Source organism: Arthrobacter sp. 01T414 (assembly GCF_056398965.1).
Genome location: NZ_JBFTQK010000001.1, coordinates 895464 through 919597 on the forward strand (window position 1 = coordinate 895464; position 24134 = coordinate 919597).

The window sequence follows — 24134 nt, forward strand, 5'->3', positions numbered from 1 at the left end:
CTCTCCTGATGGGACGCCGCAGTGCCAGCCCCCGGCCGGACGGGGACGCCGGGCCCAGGGTGCTCGAGGGCGCCCGGGTCCTGGTCACCCGCAATCCGGACCGGGCTGGTGCCTTGGTGTCCGCGCTCCGGGAGACCGGCGCCGAGCCGCTGCTGCTGCCGCTCATCGACTTCGAGCTGGCCTCGGACCAGCACTCGCTGGACGTGGCCTTCGACGCCCTTGGCGCCGGAGCCTACGCCTGGCTGGTGGTCAGCAGCGTGACCACGGTCCAGGTCCTCGAAGCCAAGGCCGCCGAACGCGGCGCCGCCCTCAGCGCCTGGCTGCCAGGCAGCCTGCAGGTTGCCGCCGTCGGCCCGGCCACCCGCCGCGTGCTTGAGGACCTAAACATCGCCGTGGACCTGGCGCCCGGCGGGCAGCAGTCCGGCGCGGGACTGCTGGAGGTCTGGCCGCGCGGCCAAGGCACCGTGCTGCTGCCGCAGGCCGACATCGCCGACCCGCGGCTCCGCCGGGGGCTGGAGGCGCGCGGCGCCTCGGTCCAGGCCGTCACCGCCTACCGGACGGTCGATTATCCCGCCGACCCGCGGCGCAGCCTGGCCCCCGCCACTGATCTCCAGGGCCACCCCGCCCCGGTCCTGACCTTGGAGGACGCCAAAGCCGCGATCGACGCGGGCACCCTGCACGCCGTCGTCGCGGCGTCACCGAGCGCAGCCCGCCGCGTCCACACCGGGCTGCCGCCGCTGGGTGAGTGCCGGCTCGTCGCGATCGGACGTTCGACGGCGGCAGAGGCCCTGGCCCTCGGGCTGCCGGTGGCCGCCGTCGCCGAGGAACCCACCGCTTCCGGACTCGTCGCCGCTGTCATCCGTGCCCTGGATCCGGCGCACCCCACACCCCATCCCGACCCCGAGCAGACTGTGAAGGACCAATCATGAGCTTCCCCACGCACCGCCCCCGCCGGCTCCGCACCACCCCCGCGATGCGCCGGCTGACGGCAGAGCACCGCCTCTCCGCGGCCGAACTCATCCTTCCGGCGTTCATCCGGGAGGGACTGACCGAACCGAACCCGATCGCCTCGATGCCCGGCGTGCAGCAGCACACCACCGAGTCGCTCAAGCGCGCCGCCGCCGAGGCCGTGCAGCTGGGCGTGGGCGGCATCATGCTCTTCGGCATCCCGGCCGTACGGGACGCGCGGGGCACCGCCTCGCTGGACCCCGAGGGCGTGCTGAACCAGGCCATCCGCGACGTGAAGGCCGAGGTCGGCGACGACCTCGTCATCATGAGCGACGTTTGCCTCGATGAGTTCACCGATCACGGCCACTGCGGCGTGCTGGACGCGCACGGCTACGTCGACAACGACGCGACCCTGGAGATCTACGGGCAGATGGCCGTCGCCCAGGCCGAAGCCGGCGCGCACGTGCTGGGCCCCTCGGGCATGATGGACGGCCAGGTCGCCGTGATCCGGCAGGCGCTGGAAGCCGCCGGGCACGCCAACACGGCCGTCGTGGCCTACGCCGCGAAGTACGCCTCCGCCTTCTACGGCCCCTTCCGCGAGGCTGTCGACTCCCAGCTCACCGGGGACCGGCGCACCTACCAGATGGACGCCGCCAACCGCCGCGAAGCGATCCTCGAGGTTGAACTTGACCTTGAGGAGGGCGCCGACATGGTCATGGTGAAGCCCGCCATGAGCTACCTCGACATCCTGGCCGACGTCGCCGCAATGAGCCCGGTGCCGGTGGCCGCGTATCAAATTTCCGGCGAGTACTCGATGATCGAGGCCGCCGCCGCAAACGGCTGGATCGACCGCCGGGCAGCCATCACCGAATCCGTGCTGGGCATCAAGCGGGCCGGCGCCAACATGGTCCTGACCTACTGGGCGAGCGAGCTCGCCGGCTGGTTGAAGGAAACCCGGTGAGCGCCGCCGAGGTGCCGGACCCGGCGTCGGGAGCCAACCCGACCGCCCCGGTGGGCCCGGGCAGGATCCTGCTCGGCCTGAACACCTTCGGCGACGTGGGGGTGTTCCCCGACGGGCACCCCGTCCCGCACGCCCAGGTCCTGCGGCAGCTGCTGGAACAGGCCGAACTCGCGGACGAGGTGGGGCTGCACGCCTTCGGAGTGGGGGAGCACCACCGCCGCGACTTCGCCGTGTCTGCTCCGGAGGTCTTCCTCGCGGCCGCTGCGGCCCGGACAAAGAAGATCCGCCTCGGCTCCGCGGTCACCGTGCTCAGCTCGGATGACCCGATCCGGGTTTTCCAGCGCTTCGCCACCGTCGACGCGATCTCCAACGGCCGGGCCGAGGTGATGCTGGGCCGCGGCTCCTTCGTGGAGTCCTTCCCGCTGTTCGGCCTGGACCTGGCCGACTACGAGGTCCTGTTCGAGGAAAAGCTCGAGCTATTCGACAAGGTCCGCGCGCAGAAACCGGTCAAGTGGGAGGGCCGCACCCGCCGGCCCATCAACGGGCTCAGCGTCTACCCGCCGCTCGAACACCACCTGCTGCCGGCCTGGATCGGCGTCGGCGGCACTCCCGAGTCGGTGCTGCGCTGCGCCGAATACGGCTACCCGATCATCTTCGCCATCATCGGCGGCACACCCGGCTCATTCGCCCCGCTGGCCGGGCTCTACCGCGAGGCCATGGCCAAATACGGTCACCCGATGCAGCAGCTCGCCACGCATTCGCCCGGCCACGTCGCCGCCACGGATGAGGAAGCCCGCGAGGAGTTCTTCCCGCACTGGCTGGCCCAGCGCAACCAGATCGGCGCCGAACGCGGCTGGGGACCGGGCAACCGTGCCGAATTCGACTACCTGTGCGCCCCCGAGGGCGCGCTCTACGTCGGTTCACCGGACACGGTGGCGGCAAAGATCGCCCTGCTCAAGCGCAGCCTCGGGGTGGACCGCTTTGACCTCAAGTACAGCAACGGCACCCTCCCGCATGCGGCCATGATGCGCTCCATCGAACTGTTTGGCACCGAGGTGGCGCCGCGGGTGGCTGCCTTGCTGGCCGGTGCGACGCCGGATACCCGGCAGAACTGAAAGAATAGGAACCATGACTTCCACCCACCCTCGCAATGAGGAACTCTTCGACCGCGCCCGCCGCCTGATGCCGGGCGGCGTCAACTCGCCGGTCCGGGCCTTCGGCTCGGTGGGCGGCACGCCCCGCTTCATGGTCTCCGCCAAGGGCCCGTACCTGACCGACGCCGACGGCGCCGAGTACGTCGACCTGGTCTGCTCCTGGGGCCCGGCGCTGCTGGGCCACGCCCACCCGGAGGTCCTCGCGGCGGTCCACGCCGCCGTGGACCGCGGACTGTCGTTCGGCGCCTCGACCCCGGACGAGGCCAACCTCGCCGCGATCGTCCAGGAGCGCGTTCCGGCTGCCGAGCGGGTCCGGATGGTCTCCACCGGCACCGAGGCGACCATGACCGCCATCCGGCTGGCCCGCGGCTACACGGGCCGGAACCTGGTGATCAAGTTCGCCGGCTGCTACCACGGCCACCTTGACGGCCTGCTCGCCGCCGCCGGTTCGGGCCTGGCTACGCTCGCGCTGCCCGGCTCGGCTGGTGTCACCGCCGCGACCGCCGCCGAAACCCTCGTGCTGCCCTACAACGACCTCGACGCCGTTGAGGCCGCCTTCGCCAAGCACGGCGACAGCATCGCCGCCGTCATCACCGAGGCCGCGCCGGCCAACATGGGCGTGGTGACCCCGGGCGAGGGCTTCAACGCCGGGCTGGCCCGGATCACCCGCGAACACGGCGCCCTGCTGATCCTCGATGAGGTCCTCACCGGCTTCCGCACCGGCTATTCCGGCTACTGGGGCCTCACCGGCGGGGCGGCCGACGCGGCCGAGCCGTGGGCCCCGGACCTGCTGACCTTCGGCAAGGTGATAGGCGGCGGCATGCCGACGGCGGCCCTCGGCGGCCGCGCCGAGGTCATGGACTACCTCGCGCCGGTGGGCCCGGTCTACCAGGCCGGCACCCTCTCCGGGAACCCGGTAGCGATGGCGGCCGGCGTAGCGACGCTCACCAACGCAACGCCCGAGGTGTACTCGTTCGTCGACGCCCGGTCGCTGGAACTCTCCGGCGCCCTGTCCGCGGCCCTGGACGCTGCCGGCGTGGACCACTCCATCCAGCGAGCCGGGAACCTGTTCTCCGTGGCCTTCGGCACCTCGGCCCGCGGCGTCCACAACTACGACGACGCGCAGGGCCAGGAGGTCTTCCGCTACGCGCCGTTCTTCCACTCGATGCTGGACTCCGGGGTTTACCTGCCGCCGTCGGTGTTCGAGGCCTGGTTCCTCTCCGCTGCGCACGACGATGCCGCGATGAACCGGATCTTCGACGCCCTGCCGGCCGCGGCGAAGGCTGCCGCAGCGGCCAAGGGCTAGTTCGCCGCCGGCGCGGCTCCCAGCCCGGGACCGCCGCCGTCGTTCTTAAACACAATCGGCACCCGCCGTGGCGGGTGCCGAAAGTGTTTAACGCGGAGTCCGGGCCTAGAAAGCCGGGGTCACGTCTCCGTTGGGCCATTCCTTCTCGATGAAGGCCTTGACCTCGGGGGAGTGCAGCAGCTCGTCGAGCTTCTTGATCCGCACGTCGTCCTTGGAGTCCTCGCGCCAGGCCAGGAAGTTGGCGTAAGGGTTGTTGTCCACGGACTCGACCGCCAGGGCGTTCTTGGTGCTCAGCCCGGCCTTGAGGATGAAGTTGCCGTTGATCAGGGCCAGGTCCACCGAGGGGTCCTTGAGGTCGTTGATCAGCAGTTCCGGCTGGTTCTCGGAGAACTTCAGCTTCTTCGGGTTCTGCTCATCGCTGAGCGTCAGCACCGAGGTGTCATCCTTGATGTCCTTGACCAGGCCGGCGACCTGGAGGACCTTGAGCGCGCGGACCTGGTTGGACGGGTCGTTCGTGATGGCGACCTTGGCCCCGTCCTTGATGTCCTTGATGTTCTTGACCTTTTCCGAGAACGCGGCGTACGGCTCGATGTGCACGCCCGCGCCGTGGCCGAACTTGTAGCCCTTGGTCTTGACCTGGTCCTCGAACCAGGGCAGGTGCTGGTAGAAGTTGGCGTCCAGGGAGCCGTCGCTCAGGGCGGTGTTCGGCGTCTGGTAATCCTCGATCTCCTTGATATCCAGCTTGAGGCCGGCCTTGGGGGCGAGCTCCTGGTTGATGAATTCGAGGATCTTGGCGTGCGGGACCGGGCTGGCGCCGACCGTGAGGGTGGCGGGCTTGGCCGGATCCAGCGTCGTGACCTGGGCGCTGGGGGTGGACGAACCACCGCAAGCCGTCAGCGCCAGGGCAGTGACAATGCCGGTGGCCAGGAGGGTGAGTGACTTACGCATCGGATGCGTTCCTTTCAAAAGAGGCGGAAAATTCGACGGCGATGCCGTGGTCCGCGCAGGTGCAGAGGGCGGCTACCCGCTGCAAGGCTGGGGTGGGTTATCTGTCGGTCAGCGGTGGTCGAGGCCGCGGGAGATCCGCTCGCCCACGAGTTGGATGACCTGGACGAGGACGACGATCAGGACGATGGTGACGATCATGACCGTGACGTCGAAGCGCTGGAAGCCGTAGTTGTAGGCCAGCTTGCCGAGGCCGCCGCCGCCGACCAGGCCGGCCATCGCGGAGTAGCCCACGAGGGTCACCACGGTGGTGGTGGCGGCCGCAACGAGGGCTGGCAGGGATTCGCGCAGCATCACCTTGCTGATGATCTGCATGTTGGTGGAGCCCATCACCTGGGCCGCGTCGATCTTGCCGTGGTGCACATCGCGCAGGCAGGCTTCGACCAGCCGGGCGAAGAACGGGATGGTGCCGATGGATAGGGACACCGACGCGGCGATCGGGCCGAGGCTCGTGCCGGTCAGGGCGCGGGCCAGCGGAATGAGCGCCACCATGAGGATGGCGAACGGGATGGACCGGGTGATGTTGACGATCACGTCGCTGAGGATCCGGTTCGTGACCGGCATCGGGCGGAGTCCGCCGGGTGCCGTGACGTGCAGGAAGACGCCCAGCGGCAGGCCGATGAGCACGGTGAAGAAGGCGGAGATACCGACCATCTGCAGGGTCTCCACGATCGCCTCGGGGAGGGCCCGGGCCAGGACCGGGTTGCTGAAAATATCGTTCATTAGTTGGCTCCTTCTTCCGTCGGAGCTGCATCGGCGGCGACGCGCTTGGCGCTGATGCCCCGGTCATGCAGGTAGCGGAGGACGGCGTCGAAATCGGCGTCTTCGGCGAGCTGCACCCGGAGATGCCCGAACTGCTGGCCGCCGAGCGTTTCGACGCTGCCGGCGAGGACGTTGAGGTCCATGTCGAAGTGCCGGGCGACGCCGGTCAGGACGGGTTCCTTGGCGCTTTCGCCGGAGAACAGGATCTCCAGGACCGGGCCGCGCTGCAGTGCGCCGTGCAGGGGTTCCGACGGCGGCAGCGGAAGGAGGGCGCGGGCCAGCTTGCTGTCGAGCTCGCCCGCCACGTCCTGCAGGGCGCCGTGTTCGATGATGCGGCCACGGGAGAGCAACGAAACGGAGTCGCAGACCCGCTTCACGACGTTCATCTCGTGGGTGATGATCAGCACGGTCAGCTGGAGCCGCCGGGTCAGGTCCTGGATCAGGTCCAGGATTTCCTCCGTCGTGGCAGGGTCCAGGGCCGAGGTGGGTTCATCGCAGAGCAAGACCTCGGGGTCCGAGGCGAGGGCACGTGCGATCCCGACGCGCTGGCGCTGGCCGCCGGAGAGCTGGGACGGGTAGGCATTCTCGAAGCCTTCGAGCCCCACAAGCTTCAGGAGTTCGGCCACCCGGGTGCGGATCTTCTCCTTCGGGGTCTTGACGAGCTCCAGGGGGTGGGCCACGTTGCCGGCCGCGGTCCGGGAGTCCATCAGGTTCGCGTGCTGGAAAACCATGCCGATGCGCCGCCGCGCAGCACGGATTTCCGAGTCCCGCACGGAACTCAGTTCGGTGCCGTCGATGTTGACGGACCCGGAGGTGGGGCGGTCCAGCAGGGTCAGGCAGCGCACCAGCGTCGACTTGCCGGCACCGGAGTGTCCGATGATGCCGTGGATCGAGCCCTTCGGCACGGAGAGGGTGACGCCGTCGAGGGCCACCACTTCCTTCTTGCCCTGCCGGTAGACCTTACGAAGGTCGGTAACTGTGATCATTTATCCCTTGGCGGTTGGGTTTCGGGCGCGAAATATCACACGCCCAGTTCTGAACTAAATTATGTCAGCGGGGCCAAGGGGCATCCACTTCCGTATTTAGTTCGTCACAAAGGGCCAACGGATGAAGATAATTTTGGCCATCGGTCAAGTGGCACGGGCAATAAAGGGGTGTTCTTCCGGCCGCCAAATCCCGGAGGGTGCCATGCGTTGCGGGCGGGGGCAACTGCCGCTGTGATCTCTGTCCCAGTCGCTTGCCGGTTCCCTGCCGGCTGGCCCCTTTCGGGACTAGAAGTCGCCCCGGCTGGCGTCCTCGGGAGGCAGCACCGGCCAGTCGCCTTCGATCACAGCCGCGGGCTTGGTCTTGCGCAAATAGCTCTGGAAATCCGCGGCCTGGGCGGAAGCCCACTCGACCTGCAGCTGGTGCAGGTGGCTGGCCGGCATCCGAAGTTTGGGGAACTTTCCTGCCATGGCATCGAGCACCCGCAGCGTCGCCAGGGCGTCCGCCGCGGAGGTGTGCGCGTTGTCCAATCCGACGCCGTATTCCTCGCACAGCGCCGTGAGGGTGCGCTTGCCCTTGCGGTACCGGTCCACCTGCTTGTTCATGATGTACGGGTCCAGCACCGGGAAGCGGCTCAGCTGAGGCACCCCGTAGCGGGCCGATTCGGCGGCGAGCACGGTGAAGTCGTAGCTGGCGTTGAAGGCAATGACCGGCACCCCGGTGTCGAACAGTTCCTGCAGCACGGCCGCCAGCTCCCTGGTCACCTCTGCGGCGGGCCGGCCCTCGCGCCGGGCCTGCTCGGTGGTGACGCCGTGAACATCGCTGGCCTCAGTGGGAATCTCCACCCCGGGATCTGCCAGCCACTCGTGCTCCTTGATGACCGAGCCGTCGGCGTCCACCACGGTCACGGAAGCCGTCACGATCCGTGCCGCGCGGGAGTTCCGGCCGGTGGTTTCAAGGTCGAAGGCTGCGCGGGGGAGGGTGTGCCAGGTGCTCATACTTCAACGCTACCTGCTGGCGCCGACAGTTTTGTGACGCCCTGCGGAGGCTACCTCCTGCGGCCCCGGCTGCGGGTGTCCGGCGGCGATGGCGACTGCGATGCCCGGTAACCTTGGTGCATGCGGACGGAGTATGTGGAGGCGGTGCTGGAGCTCGCGTCGATGGTGCCGCCGGGAGCGGCCCTCGCCTATGGCGACGTCGCCGAACTCCTTGGCGCCGGCGGCCCCCGCCAGGTCGGCTCGGTCATGAGCCACTACGGCAGCGCCGTCCCCTGGTGGCGGATCCTGAAGTCGAACGGGGCCGCCCCGCCCGGCCACGAACGGGAAGCTTTGGTCTTCTACCTTGCCGAAGGAACACCCTTGCTGGGCAGCTACCTGGACTACGAGCGCACCGGGGGAGGCCGCTGGCGGGTCGACCTGGTCACCGCACGGTGGGCGCCCTCCGAGCCGGACTTCGAGCGGATCGACGCCATCGCCGAGCGCCTGGAACGGGAGCTGCATAAATTGTCCGTCCCCAATGATGAAATGTCCGTGTGAGTAGCCCCAGCCAGCCCGCCAGCAACACTCCCAGCCCCACCACCGGCCCCGCGGCCCAGAACCGGGCCGGTCTGCGCCTGCTGCCGCCCCGGACCCAGCATAGTGCCGTCCCGGTGCTTTCGCCGGACCAGCGGGACGCCGTCGACGTCGCCCACGGCTCCGGACCAGTCCTGGTGCCCGGCGCGCCGGGCACCGGCAAATCCACCGTGCTGGTCGAGACCGCCGTCCGCCGGGCACTGCGTGACGGTCTGGACCCGGAGCGGATGCTGATCCTGGCCCCCGGCCGGCTCGCCGCCGATGCGCTGCGCGACCGCTTCACCGCACGCCTGGACCGCAGCCTGAGCACGACGCCGGCCCGCACCTGGGCGTCTTACGCCTTCGACCTGATCCGGCGCGCCAAGGCCGAAGGGATCCTGCCGCTGCCTCGTGCACCGAAGCTCCTGTCCGGCCCCGAGCAGGACCTGATCATCAAGGAACTCCTTGAGGGCCACGCCCAGGCGGGGCTGGAGCTTTCCTGGCCGGAGGACCTGGGCGCCGCCCTGCAGACTCGCGGCTTCCGGCAGGAAGTCCGGCAACTCTTCGACCGGATCATCGAATCCGGACGCACCGCAGAGGACCTGGCCGCCCTCGGCCGACGCTGCGCCCGGCCGGACTGGACCGCCGCAGCCGCCCTCTATGCGGAGTACCGCGACGTCCTTGACCTGCGCATGCCCGAATCCTTTGACCCGGCCGGGATCATCACGGCGGCACGGCAGATTTTCCAGGACGCCCCCGAATTCCTGGCCGCGGAGCGGGACCGGCTCCAGCTGATCCTCGTGGACGATATCCAGGAGGCCAACCCGGCCGTGTTCGAACTGCTCGCGGACATCGCCGCCGGCAAGGACGTGGTCGTCACCTCCTCCCCGGACACCGTCGTGCAGGGATTCCGCGGGGCACGGCCGGACCTGGTGGCCGAGCTGCCCCGGCTGCTCGTTCCCGGTGGTGCCGCCCTTGAGCGCCCGCTCTGGACCGCGCACCGCCACACCCCGGCCGTCGCGCGGGCCTGGCAGGCTGTCGCGGAGAGGATTTCGCTGCGCTCCGGCGGGACCTCGGCGCGCCGGCTCGAACACCCGGACCTGCCGGCGTCCCCGGAGGGCCAGGGCACCGTGGAGGCACACCTGCTGCCGTCCCCGGTCCACGAACTGCGCTACGTGGCGCAGCGGATCCTGGAGGCCCAGCTGAATGACGGCCGGGACCTCGGAGACATCGCGGTGATCGTGCGCAACGGCGGCCAGCTCAGCCAGCTGCAGCGCCACCTCGCCGGCCAGGGCATTCCGGTGCGGATCCCGGTGGCCGAATCCGCGGTCCGGGACGAGGTAGCCGTGCGGCCGCTCCTGGACGCCTATGCGGTGGCGCTGGACGCTGCCGTCCTGACCCCGGAATCCGCCGTTTCGCTGCTCACCTCGAGGATCGGCGGTGCCACGTCGATCGAGTTGCGCCGGCTCCGCCAATCGCTGCGGCGCGAGGAACTGCTGGGCGGTGGCGGCCGCACCAGCGACGCGCTGCTCGTGGAGGCACTGCTGGACCCCGGCGCCCTGGCGACGCTCGGGATCGAGGGGCATTCAGCCCGCCGTGTGGCCCGGATGATCCGCGCCGGCCGGGAGGCCGCGGCGGCGCCGGGCGGCAACGCCGAGACCGTGCTGTGGGCGCTGTGGCACTCCACCGGGCTGGCCGGCCGCTGGACCGAGGCCGCCCTTGCCGGAGGGGCGGCGGGAGCCCGCGCGGACCGGGACCTGGACGCGATGATGGCCTTGTTCCACACCGCCGAGCGGTACGTGGACCAGCTCCCCGGCTCGGGCCCGGAACAATTCCTCGAGTACCTGCTCAGCCAGGAGCTGCCGATGGACACGCTGGCTGCCCGGGCACAGCTCGAGGACGCAGTGGAACTCATGACCCCGGCCAGCGCCGCGGGACGGGAGTGGCCGGTGGTGATCGTGCCCGGCCTGCAGGAGGGCGTCTGGCCGAATACCCGGCTCCGCGGTGAACTGCTTGGCAGCACGCTCTTTGCCGACGCCGTCGAGCACGGCGTCGAGTACGCCCTGCAGCTCGATCCGCTGAGCCGGCTCCGCGAGATCCGCTACGACGAGCTGCGGAGTTTCTCCACCGCGGTTTCGCGCGCCCGCGAGGTGCTGATCTGCACGGCCGTTTCCTCGGAGGACGAACAGCCCTCATCCTTCCTGGACTACGTCGCGCCCCTGCACCCGGACCAGGACCGCCGCGGCTTCACAACCGTGGAGCGGCCGCTGACTTTGCGCGCGCTGGTCGCTGAGCTCCGCCAGTACGCCCAGCTCGACGGCGGCTCCGCCGAAGCGGCCGAGGCCACCGCCGTGCTCGGCGCCCTCGCCGGTGCGCAGCCGGCCGTGCCCGGCGCCCACCCGGAAAGCTGGTGGGGGCTGGCTCCGCTGTCCTCGACGGATCCCGTGGTGCCGCCCGGCAGCACCGTGTTTGTCTCGCCCTCCAAGGTCGAGACCGTGCAGAAGGCGCCGCTCGACTGGTTCGTCCAGGCCGCAGGCGGAGAGGCCGCAACCGATTTTGCCCGCAGCCTCGGAACCCTGGTCCATGCCATCGCGCAGGACCTCCCGGACGCCTCCGGCACCGAGTACCTGGCCGAACTGGCCAAACGCTGGCCGTCCCTGGGAATGAAGGACAACTGGGAAGGCAAGCTCGATTACCAACGCGCCGAAACCATGGTGCGCAAGCTCGCCCAGTACGTGCTGGTGATGCGCAGCGAGGGGCGGAGCCTGCTCGGCGTCGAGCAGGACTTCGAGGTGAAGCTTCCCGACGTCGCCTCCGAGGCAGCCGCCGGCGAGGAGTCCTGGCCGGCACGGCCGGCCGTGCTCCGCGGCCAGGTCGACAGGCTCGAGATTGACGCCGAGGGCCGGCTTGTCATCGTGGACCTCAAAACCGGCAAGCGCCAGCCCGGCAAAGCCGAGCTGGAGCGCCATCCCCAGCTGGGCGCCTACCAGGCAGCGGTGCTCGCCGGAGGCTTTGGCGGACCGGACGACGGTCCGCCCCCACGGTCCGGCGGGGCGGTGCTGGCCCAGCTCGGTACCGGCACCAAAAGCCCGGGCGTGCAGAGCCAACCGCCGCTTGATCCGGATGCGAACTGGGCGCTGGAGATGGTCGGCGAAGCCGCCCGGGTCATGTCCGGAAGTACTTTCGAAGCCCGCCACGACCCCGCCAAGGGCGGGCACGGCGGCCATGGCTGCAGGCTCCCAGAGGTCTGCCCGCTGTGCGCACGGGGAAAGCAGGTTACCGAATGAGCAGCGAGACAACGACGGCGGAGGCTGCCTCTGCGCCGCCCGCACATGTTGGGGAGCTGCCCGCGCCGCGGTTCAGCCCGGAAGAGCTGTCGGCAATACTGGGAGAGAAGAACACACCCACGGCCGAACAGTCCCTGATCATCTCCTCCCCGCTTGCGCCGCGGCTCGTCATCGCCGGTGCCGGTTCCGGCAAGACCGCCACCATGGCGGACCGTGTGGTGTGGCTGGTCGCGAACGGCTGGGTCCGGCCCGAGGAGGTCCTCGGCGTGACCTTCACCCGCAAGGCCGCCGGCGAGCTCGCCACCCGGATCCGGGCCAAGCTGGCCGCGCTGGCGCGGATCGCTGCCGCGGACCCGGAGCACAAGGTGTTCCCGGCCGGGCTGCTGAGCACCGATGCGCTGGAACCAAAGGTCTCCACCTACCACTCCTACGCCAGCGGCATCGTCTCGGACTACGGGCTCCGGCTCGGCGTCGAACGGGACGTCGTGCTCCTCGGAGGCGCCCAGTCCTTCCAGCTCGCGAGCGAGGTGGTGGAAGCCTATGACGGCGAGTACCAGCATTTCCGCTCCGCGAAATCCACCCTCGTCAAGGCGGTGATCCAGCTCGCCGGGGAGTGCGCGGAACACCTGCAGGACCCCGCCCAGGTCCGCGGCTGGCTGCTGGACCGAGCGGCCGAGTTCGAGGCCCTGCCGTATGTCGCCACGGCCAAGAAGAACCCCAGCCAGGCTGCGGGGGACCTCAGCGCCCTGCTCCGCACCCGTGCCAGCGTGGCGGACATGGTGGGCCGCTACGCGGAGGCCAAACGGGCCCGCGGCGCACTCGACTTCGGTGACCTTGTGGCCCTCGCGGCCCGGGTGGCCAACGAGATTCCGGTGGCCGCGCAAACGGAACGCCAGCGCTACAAGGTGGTGCTGCTGGACGAGTTCCAGGACACCTCGCACGCCCAGCTGGTCCTCTTCTCCCGGCTGTTCGGCGACGGTCACGCCGTCACCGCCGTGGGGGACCCGAACCAGTCCATCTACGGCTTCCGCGGTGCCTCCGCGGGCCAGCTCTTCCATTTCGTCCGGGAATTCCCCGTCCGGGTCGACGACGGCGGCAATGGGCGCGGGTCCGGCGAAACCGGCGGCGCCCCGGGGAAGTTCGCCGTCGCGCCGACGTCCTATCTCACCACCGCGTGGCGCAACGGCCGGAACATCCTTGAAGCCGCGAACGTCATTTCCGCCCCGCTCAGCAAGGCGGCAGCCCATGCCGGTGCAGCCGGCGCCCGGAACAGCGCCGAAACCGTGGAGGTACCGCCGCTGCAGCCCAGCCCTGCCGCCGTCCAAGGCCGCGTGGTGATGGGCCGCTTCGGCACGGACGATGACGAGGCGGCGGCCATCGCCGCCGACGTGCTGAAATTTCGGCGGACCGACTTCGACGCCGGCAAGGGTGGGGAAGCCGAGCCGCCCGCGATGGCCGTCTTGTGCCGCCGCCGGGCCCAGATGGAGTGCATCCGCCGCGAATTCGAGCTGCGCGGCATTCCATACGAAATCGTAGGCCTCGGCGGGCTGCTGGACACCCCGGAAATCGTCGATCTCGTGGCGACCCTGCGCGTGCTGGCCGATCCGGGCCGCTCGGACTCCCTGATGCGGCTGCTGGCCGGTGCGCGCTGGCGGATCGGTCCTGCGGACCTGATGGCTTTCCGCGACTGGTCAAGCTTCCTGGCCCGGCGCCGCGGCCGCCCGGGAGACACGGACGCCGACAGTGACAGGGACAGTGACACTGATAGTCCCGAAACGATCATTGAGGGCGACCTCACCGACGCGGCGAGCCTTGTCGAGGCGCTGGACTGGCTGCCCCGCCCGGACTGGACCTCCGCCCACGGCCGCAGGCTCAGCCCCGAAGCGCTGGGGAGGCTGCAAAAGCTCTCCGTCGAGCTGCGGCAACTGCGCAGCTTCATGGGCGATGACCTCAGCACGCTCCTGGGCGAGGTGGAGCGCGCCATGCTCCTCGACATTGAAGTCGCGGCCCGGCCCGGCATCAGCATCCACCAGGCCCGGCGAAACCTTGACGCCTTCCAAGACGCGGCCGCCGGGTTCCTGCACACCTCGCAGCGGGTCGACGTGCTCGCGTTCCTGGCCTGGCTGGAAGCTGCCGCCGCCGAGGAGAACGGCCTCGACGCCGCCGCCCCGGACGTCAACCACGAGGCGGTCCAGCTGCTGACCGTCCACGCTTCCAAGGGACTGGAATGGGACGTGGTGTTCGTTCCCGGCCTGAACGCCGGCGCCTTCCCGTCCAGCAGGGATTCACGCTGGAGCAGCGGATCCGCCGCACTGCCGTGGCCGCTCCGCGGGGACCGCGCCGATCTGCCGCAGTGGGACCTCGACCAGCCGGACCAGAAGGGCTGGCTCGACGCCGAAAAGGACTTCAAGTCCGCGGTCCAGGCCCACGGCGAGGCAGAGGAACGGCGCCTGGCGTATGTGGCGTACACCCGCGCCAAGCACGTGCTCTGGGTTTCCAGCGCAGCCTGGGTGGGTTCCCGGGCCGGGCTGGCGGAAATGTCCCCGTTCCTGGCCGAACTTGAAGTGCTGGGCGCGTCCGGGGCGGCCGGGATCCATCCGCTCTCGGTCGCCGAGGAAGCGTTGCCTGAGGAGAGCCCGCTGACCTCCGAGCTGGAGCTGGCGCTGTGGCCCTACGACCCCCTGGAGGGCCCCATCCACCCGCGGACCGGGGCACGGCTGCGTCTCGTGCCCGGACGCCGGGCCGCCATGGAGGCTGCCGCGGCGCGGGTCCTGGAACAACTGGACCAGCCCGACGGCGGCTCGTTGCCGGTTCCGGCCCGGGCCGGGACGTCCCCAGCAGCCTTAGGCCCTGCAGCTTTGGCCCCAGCCGATTCGGCCCCGGCGGCGCGCAAACTGCGCGGACCGGCGGCCGGCTGGGCACAGGAGGCGGCCACCCTGCTGGACCGGCGCTCCCGCCGGTCCGCGCTCCAGGACGTTCACCTGCCGGGCCATATTTCCGCCTCCACGCTGGTGGACCTGGACGAGGATGCGGGCTCCGTGGTGGCCCGGCTGCGGCGGCCTGTCCCGCGTGAGCCGGGCATGTCGGCCCGCAAGGGAACGGCCTTCCATGCGTGGGTCGAAGAGTACTTCGGCACCACCGGGATGCTGGACCTCGGGGAGGCCGCCGGTTCGGATGACCACATCGACGAGGCCTACGGACTGGACGCCATGGTGGAGACCTTCCGCCAATCCGAATGGGCACACCGGGCGCCGGCGCACGTCGAGGTACCGGTGGAAACCCGGATCGGTGATGTGGTGGTGCGCGGTCGTATCGACGCCGTCTTCCGCGATGCCGACGGCGGCTGGGACCTCGTGGACTGGAAGACCGGACGCCGGCCTTCCGCGAGCCAGCTCAAAACCAAGGCTGTGCAGCTCGCCGTCTACCGTCTGGCATGGTCGCGGCTCAAAGGTGTGCCGCTTGAGGACGTCCGGGCAGCGTTCTACTACGTGGCAGACAACCAGGTGGTCCGGCCGCACGACCTCGGCTCGGCGGAACGCCTGGAAGAGATCGTCGCCGCGGCACTGGGCGGGAAGGCGGGCTACTAGCTGCCGCCGCCGCTACTGCTGCTTCAACGGCACCACGGTGAGCGCCGTCGTCGAAGTGTCCTCCGCAACAGTCGGCTTTGGCGGCGTGGCGGCATCTTCGGCATCTTCGGCGTCAGCCTCGGGCGCGCCGTCGGGCCCGCCATGCTCCGAATCGCTGTCCCCGTCGACACCGCTGCTGGGGGCCTCGGGCGCGATGGCTTCCGATTCGCCGGAAGCGGCAGCAGTGCCCGCAGCGTCATCCTGCGCCGCGCCGGAAAGCTCCTCGTGGGGGATCGGCGTGACATGGACAGCGGCTGCCATGTCGCTGACGGGCTGAGGGTCCTGTCCCGGCGCCGAGCCGGGGGCGTCCGGACCGATCGGCTGCACGGTGACGGCTGGCTGCGGCAGCGGCTCAACGCTGATCGGCTGGCCGCCATGCTCCGCGACGTCCTCGGCGAGCACCGCGAGCATCGACTCGGCCTCCCGGATCATCTCCGCGTCGCCCGCTGCAAGGCCCTTGACCAGATACTGCGCCAGGGCGAACTCGGCGGAGAGCGCGGCGCGGCGCAGCAGATGGGCGTCGGGGGCGTCCCGGCGGCTGGAGGTGTAGTGGGCGAGGACGGCGTCCACAAAATCCTGGTCATTGGACGCGACAAGCCAGGCCATGTCGTCGGCCGGGTCCCCGATCCGCAGGTCGGTCCAGCCGGCCACGGCCGTGACCCGGTCGCCGTCGACCAGCAGGTTGTCCTCGTGCAGGTCGCCGTGCACCACGCTCGGGTTGAAACGCCACAGCGAGACGTCCTCAAGCGCATGTTCCCAGCGGCGCAGCAGCAGCGGCGGGATCTTGCCCGTGGTGGCGGCCTGATCCAGTTCGTTGAGCCGCCGCTGTCGGAACTCGTTTGGCGTGTAGCTGGGCAGGTCGGCGTTGCTGACCAGCGAATGCGGAAGGTCATGGATGGCCGCGAGGGCGGCGCCGAGCTCCCGGGCCAGCGCGGGGGAACCGCCGCTGAGCTCCTCCACCGAGCGCGTGGCGCCGGACAGGTGGGAGTAGACGAAGGTGCTGAGCTCACCCTGCCGGACGGTGCCGGCCACGGTAGGCATCAGGAAGGGAAGTTCGGCACGGATGCCGGGAGTGAACGCGCGCAGCACCAGGAACTCGGTTTCGAGCCGTGCGCTTGCCTCGGCATGCCGCGGTGAGCGAACACGCCAGCGCTTGCCTTCGGAGTCGAGGAGAAGGGCGGAATCGAAGTCTGCCGGATCGTCGGGCGCGGAGCTCACGGCGGTCGGGGTCAGGCCGGGGACTGCCGCGGTGGCTACGGCTGCCAGTTCGATTGGTTTTCTTCTCACGCTTCCACGGTAGATTGAGCCGGGCCCAAGACGGCGCTGCATTACGGCGAGTCTGAAAGATCGGCCCGAATTCGCGCCGAACGGTAGCCTCCCGCAATCGGTCCCGGACCGCCGCGGGACCCTCCGGGGAAATGTCAATTGTCGGCGGGGGTCGGTACGGTGGGTACATGAGTCTTGCGGAGTCACCGGAGCCCGGTAGTGCAGAAATAAACGGGCACAATATCGGACAGCTTGATACCGAACGGTTTGATACCGGACAGCACGTTGCCGGCAGCCCGCCGGCCAACCTGCTGCGGGACACCGTGCTGCCGGTCCGCCCTGCGATGATCGACCGCGGCTCCGCAGCCCGGATGAAGCCGGGAATGCTGGAGGAGCTGCTGCGGTCCGACGACGTGCAGGCCATGGTTCTGTCCCGGCGCCAGGCGCTGGTGAGCGGCGAGGGACTCGTCTTCCTCGACGCTGCGGGCCTCGCCGCGCGGCTGAAGGGAACCGCATACGCCCCGGAACAGGTTGTCTACCTCGGCGCCGCAATGCCCGGAGCGCGCGCGGCCGCAGGAACGCAATACGTGCTGTTCGTCCTCCCGGAACAGTTCGAGGTCCGGGCCGAGCCGTTCGAGCCGCACGTCGAGGGCATTCCCGCCGGCGCACAGTGGGCCGGCTTCCGCGAGGTGGCCGCGCAGCTGGACCCCACCGACACGGCCCTGTTCATCGAGGCCAGCGCCATCGCCAACTGGCACGCCACCCATACGCACTGCCCGCGCTGCGGCGCCGCTACTGTGCCGGAAGCCGGCGGCTGGGTCCGGCGCTGCCCCTCCGACAATTCCGAGCACTATCCCCGCACGGATCCTGCGATCATCGTCACGGTCGTCGGTCCGGATGACCGGTTGCTGCTCGGCGGCGGCGGCCCGCTCGACTCCCGGAACTACTCGACCCTGGCCGGTTTCGTCGAGCCCGGGGAGTCCCTCGAACAGGCAGTCGTCCGTGAAATCGGCGAGGAAGTCGGCGTGCGGGTTACCGCCGCGCAGTACCTTGGTTCCCAGTCCTGGCCGTTTCCGGCCTCGCTGATGCTCGGCTTTACCGCAACGACGGAGGACACGGAGGCCAAGCCCGACGGCGTCGAGGTCACCCGGGCGCGCTGGTTCAGCCGCGCCGAGCTGCAGGAAGCGGTGCTGAGCGGCGAGATTGTCATCTCCAGCCGGCTTTCGATCGCGCGGGCCCTGATCGAGCACTGGTACGGGGGCGTCATCCAAGATCGCCCGGACAGTGCCTGACGTTCTTAGTGAAGTCCCTGTGACAGCCCCCGGCGGCAGCAGCGTTCGCCGGGCCCCGCAGCGCGGCGCCTCCGCCGCGCACCCTTCAACGACTGAGCAGCAGAAGTGAACACAGATATTTTCCAGTCCAGCGCCCTTCCGGCCGGACAGCCCCACGACCGCCAGCCGGCCGCCGAACCTCCCGCACCGGACAACCGTTCCCTCGAGGAGCGGATCCTGGGCGGCCTCGACGCCGAGCAGCGCGAGGTGGCCAGCACCCTGAACGGTCCCATGTGCGTGCTTGCGGGCGCCGGCACCGGCAAGACCCGGGCCATCACGCACCGCATCGCGTACGGCGTGCACTCGGGGGTCTACAGCCCGCAGCGACTGCTGGCCGTCACATTCACCGCGCGGGCCGCAGCCGAAATGCGCAGCCGGCTCCGCGACCTCGGCGTCGGCAGCGTGCAGGCCCGAACTTTCCACGCGGCAGCGCTGCGCCAGCTGCAGTTCTTCTGGCCGCAGGCCGTCGGCGGCGCGCTGCCCAACCTGCTGGACCACAAGGCCCAGATGATCGCAGAGGCAGCCCGCCGGCTGCGGCTTAGCACCGACCGGGCCTCCATCCGGGACTTGGCCTCCGAGATCGAATGGGCCAAGGTGTCGATGCTCACGCCGGCCAACTACCTGGAGAAAGCCCAGGGCCGCGGCACCCCCGGAGGCTTCGACCTGACCGCCGTCGCCCGCGTCTTCCAGTCCTATGAGGACGTCAAGACAGACCGGAACGTGATCGACTTCGAAGACGTGCTGCTGATCACGGTCGGCATCCTGCAAGAGGACCCCAAGGTTGCCGCGACCGTCCGGGAACAGTACCGGCACTTCGTGGTGGACGAGTACCAGGACGTTTCGCCGCTGCAGCAGCGGCTCCTGGAACTCTGGCTGGGCGGGCGCGACGATCTTTGCGTCGTCGGCGACGCAAGCCAGACCATCTACTCCTTCACCGGTGYCTCGCCGAAGCACCTGCTCGGGTTCAAGGCCCAGTACCCCAACGCCACGGTGGTCAAGCTGATCCGCGACTACCGCTCCACCCCGCAGGTGGTGAAGCTGGCCAACGATCTGCTGGCCGGCCGGCGCAGCGGCGGACCCGTGGCGGACGCGGCCTGGGCCGCGCCCCTGCAGCTTGTGGCCCAGCGGCCGGCCGGCCCCGTTCCGCAATTCACCGAGTGCTCCGACGACGAGGCCGAAGCGGCCACCGTCGCCGTTAAGATCCGCGAACTGCTCGACGCCGGAACGCCCGCGAGCCAGATTGCGGTGCTCTTCCGCACCAACGGACAGTCGGAGGCCTACGAACAGGCCCTCGCCTCGGCCGGCATCGGCTACCAGCTGCGCGGCGGCGAGCGGTTCTTCGCCCGCAAGGAAGTCCGGGACGCGATCCTGCAGCTGCGGGCCGCGACCCGCGCCGTCGCCGAAACCGCCGCCCCGGAGCCGCTCGGCCAGCTGGTCCGGGACATCGTGTCCTCCTTGGGCTACACGGACGCCGCCCCGCACAACGGCGGCGCCCTGCGGGAACGGTGGGAATCCCTGGCCGCCCTCGTGGCCCTCGCCGACGAACTGGTGGTCAGCAGGGGAGCGCAGTTCAGCCTCGCGGACTTCGTCAACGAACTGCAGGAGCGGTCGCTGGCGCAGCACGCCCCCACCGTCCAGGGCGTGACCCTGGCCTCGCTGCACGCTGCCAAGGGCCTGGAATGGGAGGCGGTGTTCCTGGTCGGGTTGAGCGAAGGCCTGATGCCGATCTCCTTCGCGGACACCCCCGAAGCCGTTGACGAGGAACGCCGGCTGCTCTACGTCGGCATCACCCGGGCCAAGGAGCACCTGCACCTGTCCTGGTCCACGGCCAGGACCCCGGGCGGCCGCGCCAACCGGAAGCCTTCGCGCTTCCTGGACGGCCTGCGGCCCGACTCGGTGGCGAGCTCCTCCGTCCGCGGCAAGGGCACCGCGCCGCGGCGCAAGGCGGCCGTACCGGCGTCGTGCCGGGTTTGCGGCAGCATGCTTTCCAGCGGCGCCGAACGCAAGGTGGGCCGGTGCAACCAGTGCCCGCCGAGCTACGAGGAGCAGACTTTTGAGGCGCTGCGGCAGTGGCGTAAGGAAACCGCGCTGGAGGCAGATGTCCCGGCTTTCGTTGTCTTCACCGACGCGACCCTGACCGCTATCGCCGAAGCGCGGCCCGAGTCCCTCGAACAGCTCGCCACGCTGCCGGGAGTCGGCGCGTCGAAGCTGGAAAAATACGGCGACGCAGTGCTGGCGGTCCTCGCCGAAAGCTCCAGCCTCTGATGGCCGGCGCGGCGAAGAGCGGCGTGAGCCCACTGACCACCGCCGACGGTGCGCCCGTGGAAGTGCGCCGCTCGGCCCGGCGCCGCCGCACGGTGGCGGCATTCTGGGAGAACGGCACGGCTGTCGTCGCGATCCCGGCGCATTTCAGCGCCGCCCAGGAACGCGAATGGGTGCACCGGATGCTGGAGAAGCTCCGACTGCAGGGCACCCGCGGCCGGCAGGCCGCCGGCAAGCGCCGGGCCGGCAGCGACACGGAGCTGGCCGCCCATGCCGCCGGGCTTTCCGCCAAGTACCTGGGCGGCCGGGCGGTCCCGACGTCGGTCCGCTGGGTGACCAACCAGAACTCGCGCTGGGGCTCTGCCACGCCGTCGGAGGGAACCATCCGGCTCTCCCACAAGCTGCAGCCAATGCCGCAGTGGGTCATCGACTATGTGCTCCTGCATGAGCTCGCGCATCTGCTCGTGGCAGCCCACAACGATGCGTTCTGGCGCCTGCTGGCCGCGTATCCGGAGACCGAGCGCGCCAAGGCGTTCCTGGAGGGCGTGTCCTTCGCGACCGCCCGCGGCCTCCCGGCCGACGCGGACGGTGCTGACGTGGACGACGCGGACGACGCCGGGGCCGACGTCGGCAGTGCCGCCGCCCGCTGACTTTCCCGCCCGCTGACTTCCCCGCCCGCTGACCTTCCCGGGCACGGGAAAGCCCCGGCCGGAACCAAGGTTCGGCCGGGGCTTCCGCTGCCGTTCGCTGAAAAGGCCGATCAGGCCTTGGGGTTGTCGCTTTCGTCCCCTGCGCCGGGCTCGCCGCTGGAATCGTCCCCGGTCCCGCCGGTATCTTCTTTGCCGCTCTGGTCTGCTCCGGGTTCGGCCGTGTCGAACCCGCCGCTCAGCAGTTTCTGCAGCGCGTCGTCGACCTCGGTGTCGCTGGCCTCGGCCAGCTTGCGGCGTTCGCTGAAGCCCTTCGGATCATCGAGGTCCGCGGACGTGGGCAGTAGGTCGGGGTGCTGCCAGATGGCGTCCCGGCCTTCCACGCCGCGTTCCTCTTTCAGCTGTGCCCACAGCGTGGCAGCCTCGCGCAGCCGGCGCGGCCGCAGCTCCAGGCCGACCAGGGACGAGAACGCGTGCTCCGCGGGGCCGCCGGTCGCGCGGCGGCGGCGTACCGTCTCACGCAGCGCCGCAGCCGAGGGCAGCAGCTTCTCCGTCGCGGCGGCAGTGAGCTCATCCACCCAGCCCTCCACCAGGGCCAGCGCCGTCTCGAGCTTCTCGAGGGCCTGGTCCTGGGCGGGCGTGCGCTGCGGCATGAAAACACCCTGCGACAGGGCTTCCTGGATGCCCTCCGGGTTGCTGGGATCCAGCTCGCGGGCGAGTTCCTCGATCTTGGAGGTGTCGATGTGGATGCCCCGGGCGTAGGCCTCGATCGCGCCGAGCAGGTGTCCGCGCAGCCAGGGTACCTGCACGAAGAGCCGGGCATGCGCGGCCTCACGGACCGCCAGGAAGAGGCGGATGTCGTTTTCCGGCAGGCTGAGGCCTTCGCCGAATTTCGCGACATTGGCCGGCAACAGCGCCATTTCGAGGTCGGCGAGCGGAACGCCGATGTCTGTGGAGCTGACAACTTCGGCGGAGAGGGCGCCGATCGCCTGGCCCAGCTGCATGCCGAAGATGGCTCCGCCCATGTTCTGCAGCATCGAGGAGGCGCCGCCCATCATGGACTTCATTTCCTCGGGCATCTGCTCGGTCATGGCGGACGAGAGTGCGTTGGCGATGCTGTTGGCCACCGGCTCGGTCAGCCGCTTCCAGGTGCCCAGCGTTTCTTCGACCCATTCGGCGCGGGACCAGGCCCGGCCGATCAGCCCGGTGGCGGGAAGCTCGGTGACCTGGTCCAGCCACAGCTCGGCCAGCCGGAGGGCCTCGTCAACTTCGCGGGACTGTGCGGCCGTCACGGACGGGTCGGAGCCGCTGGCGGCCACCCGGCGGGCGTTTTCGTGCGCGAGTTCCCAGTTCACCGGGCCCTCGGAGGAGGCGCTCATCATGGCCTGGACCTGTGAAAACATCTGTGCCAGCAGATTCGGGTCGTCCGGCAGCCCGGCGGCCTTGGCGAGCTCTGCCGGATCGATGTCCCCCATGCCCTTGCCGCCCATCAGGTTCTGCAGCATTTCAGCCAGCGGATCCTTGGGTTCGTCGTCCCCATTGGACGGATTGAGTGGGTTAGAGGTCATGATCCCGCCGATCGTCGGTGTGACTGGTGCTCAACTTCACGCTACCCCTCCGCGTGAGGAGCTGTCTCCCGAAACCCGGCCACGTTCGCTGTCGGCAAAGAGCCCCGGCGGCGCCCGAGCGCGTAGTGTTAGAGGCTGGAATATTTGAAGGCTGCGCACCGGTTTTCGGCCGCAGCCGCAGCGCCTTGATCCCGGCCCGCGAAGGCCCCGGGCGCCGGCACGGAGAGGTCCTTCATTGACGTTTACCCACGGACAGCCCCCGGCCGAACCCGCGCCCGGCGACGGCAGCAGCGGCGGCGACGCCAGCAGCGGTAGGGGCAGCGCCTGGTCGCGTTTCACCGCCGGACGCACGGGCACCCCGGGAAGCGCGGCCACGCGGGGCGACGGGGGAGAGGGCAACCGATCCTCCACCATGCTGGTCTCCGGCCTGCTGGCTCTGGCCCTCGGCCTCGCCGCCATGAGCCTGCCCGTTCCCTATGTGATCGAATCGCCCGGCCCCACCTTCAACACGCTCGGCACGGACAACGGCAAGCCGGTCATCACCGTGGCCGGGCACCAGACCTTCCCCGCCAAGGGCAACCTGGACCTCACCACCGTCTACGTCGACGGCGGCCCCAACGGGCCGGTTACGGTCTTCCAAGCCCTGAGCGCCTGGCTCAACCCCTCGAAGGCGGTCTATCCGGAGGAACTGATCTTCCCCAAGGGTGTGACCAAGGAACAGTCGCAGCAGGAAAGCGCGGTCGCCATGACGACCTCCCAGGAGAACGCCGTCGCCGCGGCGCTCAAGGAACTCAGCATCCCGTTCGAGCAGAAGCTGCAGGTGGCCGGGATCCCGGACGACTCCGCGTCGAAGGGCAAGATCCAGGAAGGTGACGTGCTGGTCTCGATCGACGGCAAGCCGATCACGGCCCTGGGCGTCGTCCAGTCGCAGCTCGCGGAGGGCAAAGGCAAGCCGGTCGCGGTCGTCGTCGACCGGAACGGCCGCGAGCTGCCGGTGACGGTTACCCCGGGCAGGTCCCAGAGCGGCCGCTACCTCCTCGGCGTTGTGCTGCAGTACAAGTTCAAGTTCCCGTTCAACGTCAAGATCTCGCTGGACCAGGTGGGCGGGCCGAGCGCTGGCATGATGTTCGCCCTCGGCATCGTGGACACTGTGACGCCCGGTGACCTGACCGGCGGCAAACATGTCGCCGGTACCGGCACCATTACTCCCGACGGCGACGTCGGAGCGATCGGCGGGATTGCCCAGAAGATGGTCGGTGCCAGGTCCGGGGGCGCCACCATGTTCCTTGCTCCGGCGGCCAACTGTGACGACGTGGTGGGCCATATTCCCTCCGGCCTGCAGGTCGTCAAGGTTGAGACGCTCGATGAGGCGCGCCGTGCCGTCGAGCTCGACGCCGCCGGCGGCGACACATCGGGTCTTCCGGCCTGCACCAGCAACTAGACTGACCCCGGAACTAAGCTCACGCGTCACTCGTGG

17 protein-coding genes are annotated in these 24134 nt (G+C 69.8%); 11 read left to right on the forward strand and 6 right to left on the reverse strand.

The window, feature by feature from the left end; all coding sequences use genetic code 11:
* The first annotated feature begins 8 nt into the window (after positions 1 to 8).
* The 4 genes from AC1DK9_RS04250 to hemL are packed head-to-tail and all read left to right on the forward strand — an operon-like array spanning position 9 to position 4369.
* Positions 9 to 929 carry a uroporphyrinogen-III synthase gene (locus AC1DK9_RS04250; protein WP_476915084.1) on the forward strand — a complete coding sequence of 307 codons (921 nt, stop codon included), beginning with the start codon at positions 9 to 11 and terminating at the stop codon, positions 927 to 929.
* Entirely contained in the window at positions 926 to 1909 is a 984-nt protein-coding gene (gene hemB, locus AC1DK9_RS04255) for a porphobilinogen synthase (RefSeq protein WP_476915085.1), read from the forward strand. Before AC1DK9_RS04250 ends, hemB begins: the two co-directional genes overlap by 4 nt.
* Positions 1906 to 3024: an LLM class flavin-dependent oxidoreductase gene (locus AC1DK9_RS04260; RefSeq protein WP_476915086.1), complete on the forward strand. Its 1119-nt coding sequence runs from the start codon at positions 1906 to 1908 to the stop codon at positions 3022 to 3024. The genes hemB and AC1DK9_RS04260 overlap by 4 nt, the downstream gene beginning before the upstream one ends.
* A 13-nt stretch (positions 3025 to 3037) precedes the next feature.
* Entirely contained in the window at positions 3038 to 4369 is a 1332-nt protein-coding gene (gene hemL / locus AC1DK9_RS04265; RefSeq protein WP_476915087.1) for a glutamate-1-semialdehyde 2,1-aminomutase, read from the forward strand.
* Between the two features lie 105 nt (positions 4370 to 4474).
* Here the strand turns inward: hemL and AC1DK9_RS04270 are convergent, their stop codons facing one another.
* The 4 genes from AC1DK9_RS04270 to AC1DK9_RS04285 all read right to left on the reverse strand — a co-directional run bounded on the left by AC1DK9_RS04270 (position 4475) and on the right by AC1DK9_RS04285 (position 8118).
* Positions 4475 to 5317 carry a MetQ/NlpA family ABC transporter substrate-binding protein gene (locus AC1DK9_RS04270; protein ID WP_476915088.1) on the reverse strand — a complete coding sequence of 281 codons (843 nt, stop codon included), beginning with the start codon at positions 5315 to 5317 and terminating at the stop codon, positions 4475 to 4477.
* A gap of 108 nt (positions 5318 to 5425) precedes the next feature.
* A complete protein-coding gene (locus AC1DK9_RS04275; RefSeq protein WP_476863077.1) occupies positions 5426 to 6097 on the reverse strand; it encodes a methionine ABC transporter permease in 672 nt (223 codons plus the stop codon).
* Positions 6097 to 7122, reverse strand: a complete 1026-nt coding sequence (locus tag AC1DK9_RS04280; RefSeq protein WP_476915089.1) for a methionine ABC transporter ATP-binding protein — start codon at positions 7120 to 7122, stop codon at positions 6097 to 6099. The genes AC1DK9_RS04275 and AC1DK9_RS04280 overlap by 1 nt, the downstream gene beginning before the upstream one ends.
* Before the next feature lie 285 nt (positions 7123 to 7407).
* Positions 7408 to 8118, reverse strand: coding sequence for an exonuclease domain-containing protein (locus tag AC1DK9_RS04285; protein WP_476915090.1), 711 nt, complete (start codon positions 8116 to 8118; stop codon positions 7408 to 7410).
* Between the two features lie 120 nt (positions 8119 to 8238).
* Here AC1DK9_RS04285 and AC1DK9_RS04290 point away from each other — a divergent pair, with 120 nt between their 5' ends.
* The 3 genes from AC1DK9_RS04290 (at position 8239) to AC1DK9_RS04300 (ending at position 15544) form a co-directional block, all read left to right on the forward strand.
* Positions 8239 to 8655, forward strand: coding sequence for an MGMT family protein (locus tag AC1DK9_RS04290; RefSeq protein WP_476915091.1), 417 nt, complete (start codon positions 8239 to 8241; stop codon positions 8653 to 8655).
* Positions 8656 to 8726: 71 nt separating this feature from the next.
* Positions 8727 to 11957, forward strand: a complete 3231-nt coding sequence (locus AC1DK9_RS04295) for an ATP-dependent helicase (protein ID WP_476915240.1) — start codon at positions 8727 to 8729, stop codon at positions 11955 to 11957.
* A complete protein-coding gene (locus AC1DK9_RS04300; protein WP_476915092.1) occupies positions 11954 to 15544 on the forward strand; it encodes an ATP-dependent helicase in 3591 nt (1196 codons plus the stop codon). Before AC1DK9_RS04295 ends, AC1DK9_RS04300 begins: the two co-directional genes overlap by 4 nt.
* A gap of 12 nt (positions 15545 to 15556) precedes the next feature.
* Here the strand turns inward: AC1DK9_RS04300 and AC1DK9_RS04305 are convergent, their stop codons facing one another.
* Positions 15557 to 16870 carry a macrolide 2'-phosphotransferase gene (locus AC1DK9_RS04305; RefSeq protein ID WP_476915093.1) on the reverse strand — a complete coding sequence of 438 codons (1314 nt, stop codon included), beginning with the start codon at positions 16868 to 16870 and terminating at the stop codon, positions 15557 to 15559.
* A 323-nt stretch (positions 16871 to 17193) separates the two neighbouring features.
* Between AC1DK9_RS04305 and nudC the strand changes: the two genes are divergently transcribed.
* From nudC to AC1DK9_RS04320, 3 genes are all read left to right on the forward strand, one after another.
* Positions 17194 to 18141, forward strand: coding sequence for an NAD(+) diphosphatase (nudC, locus tag AC1DK9_RS04310; RefSeq protein ID WP_476915241.1), 948 nt, complete (start codon positions 17194 to 17196; stop codon positions 18139 to 18141).
* A gap of 213 nt (positions 18142 to 18354) precedes the next feature.
* Positions 18355 to 20445: an ATP-dependent DNA helicase UvrD2 gene (locus tag AC1DK9_RS04315; protein ID WP_476915242.1), complete on the forward strand. Its 2091-nt coding sequence runs from the start codon at positions 18355 to 18357 to the stop codon at positions 20443 to 20445.
* Complete coding sequence (locus tag AC1DK9_RS04320; RefSeq protein ID WP_476915094.1) at positions 20445 to 21092, forward strand: M48 metallopeptidase family protein; 648 nt, start codon at positions 20445 to 20447, stop codon at positions 21090 to 21092. The genes AC1DK9_RS04315 and AC1DK9_RS04320 overlap by 1 nt, the downstream gene beginning before the upstream one ends.
* A 110-nt stretch (positions 21093 to 21202) precedes the next feature.
* On the opposite strand, the gene AC1DK9_RS04325 is transcribed toward AC1DK9_RS04320, so the two are convergent.
* Positions 21203 to 22657, reverse strand: coding sequence for a zinc-dependent metalloprotease (locus AC1DK9_RS04325; RefSeq protein ID WP_476915095.1), 1455 nt, complete (start codon positions 22655 to 22657; stop codon positions 21203 to 21205).
* Positions 22658 to 22892: 235 nt separating this feature from the next.
* Here AC1DK9_RS04325 and AC1DK9_RS04330 point away from each other — a divergent pair, with 235 nt between their 5' ends.
* Positions 22893 to 24098, forward strand: a complete 1206-nt coding sequence (locus AC1DK9_RS04330) for a YlbL family protein (RefSeq protein WP_476915096.1) — start codon at positions 22893 to 22895, stop codon at positions 24096 to 24098.
* Positions 24099 to 24134: the final 36 nt, after the last annotated feature.

Coding starts and splice junctions, on each gene's coding strand:
- nudC (WP_476915241.1), top strand. CDS start 17,194: ATGATCGACCGCGGCTCCGCAGCCCGGATGAAGCCGGGAATGCTGGAG.
- AC1DK9_RS04325 (WP_476915095.1), bottom strand. CDS start 22,657: ATGACCTCTAACCCACTCAATCCGTCCAATGGGGACGACGAACCCAAG.
- AC1DK9_RS04270 (WP_476915088.1), bottom strand. CDS start 5,317: ATGCGTAAGTCACTCACCCTCCTGGCCACCGGCATTGTCACTGCCCTG.
- AC1DK9_RS04290 (WP_476915091.1), top strand. CDS start 8,239: ATGCGGACGGAGTATGTGGAGGCGGTGCTGGAGCTCGCGTCGATGGTG.
- AC1DK9_RS04320 (WP_476915094.1), top strand. CDS start 20,445: ATGGCCGGCGCGGCGAAGAGCGGCGTGAGCCCACTGACCACCGCCGAC.
- AC1DK9_RS04285 (WP_476915090.1), bottom strand. CDS start 8,118: ATGAGCACCTGGCACACCCTCCCCCGCGCAGCCTTCGACCTTGAAACC.
- AC1DK9_RS04280 (WP_476915089.1), bottom strand. CDS start 7,122: ATGATCACAGTTACCGACCTTCGTAAGGTCTACCGGCAGGGCAAGAAG.
- hemB (WP_476915085.1), top strand. CDS start 926: ATGAGCTTCCCCACGCACCGCCCCCGCCGGCTCCGCACCACCCCCGCG.
- AC1DK9_RS04275 (WP_476863077.1), bottom strand. CDS start 6,097: ATGAACGATATTTTCAGCAACCCGGTCCTGGCCCGGGCCCTCCCCGAG.
- AC1DK9_RS04300 (WP_476915092.1), top strand. CDS start 11,954: ATGAGCAGCGAGACAACGACGGCGGAGGCTGCCTCTGCGCCGCCCGCA.
- AC1DK9_RS04250 (WP_476915084.1), top strand. CDS start 9: ATGGGACGCCGCAGTGCCAGCCCCCGGCCGGACGGGGACGCCGGGCCC.
- hemL (WP_476915087.1), top strand. CDS start 3,038: ATGACTTCCACCCACCCTCGCAATGAGGAACTCTTCGACCGCGCCCGC.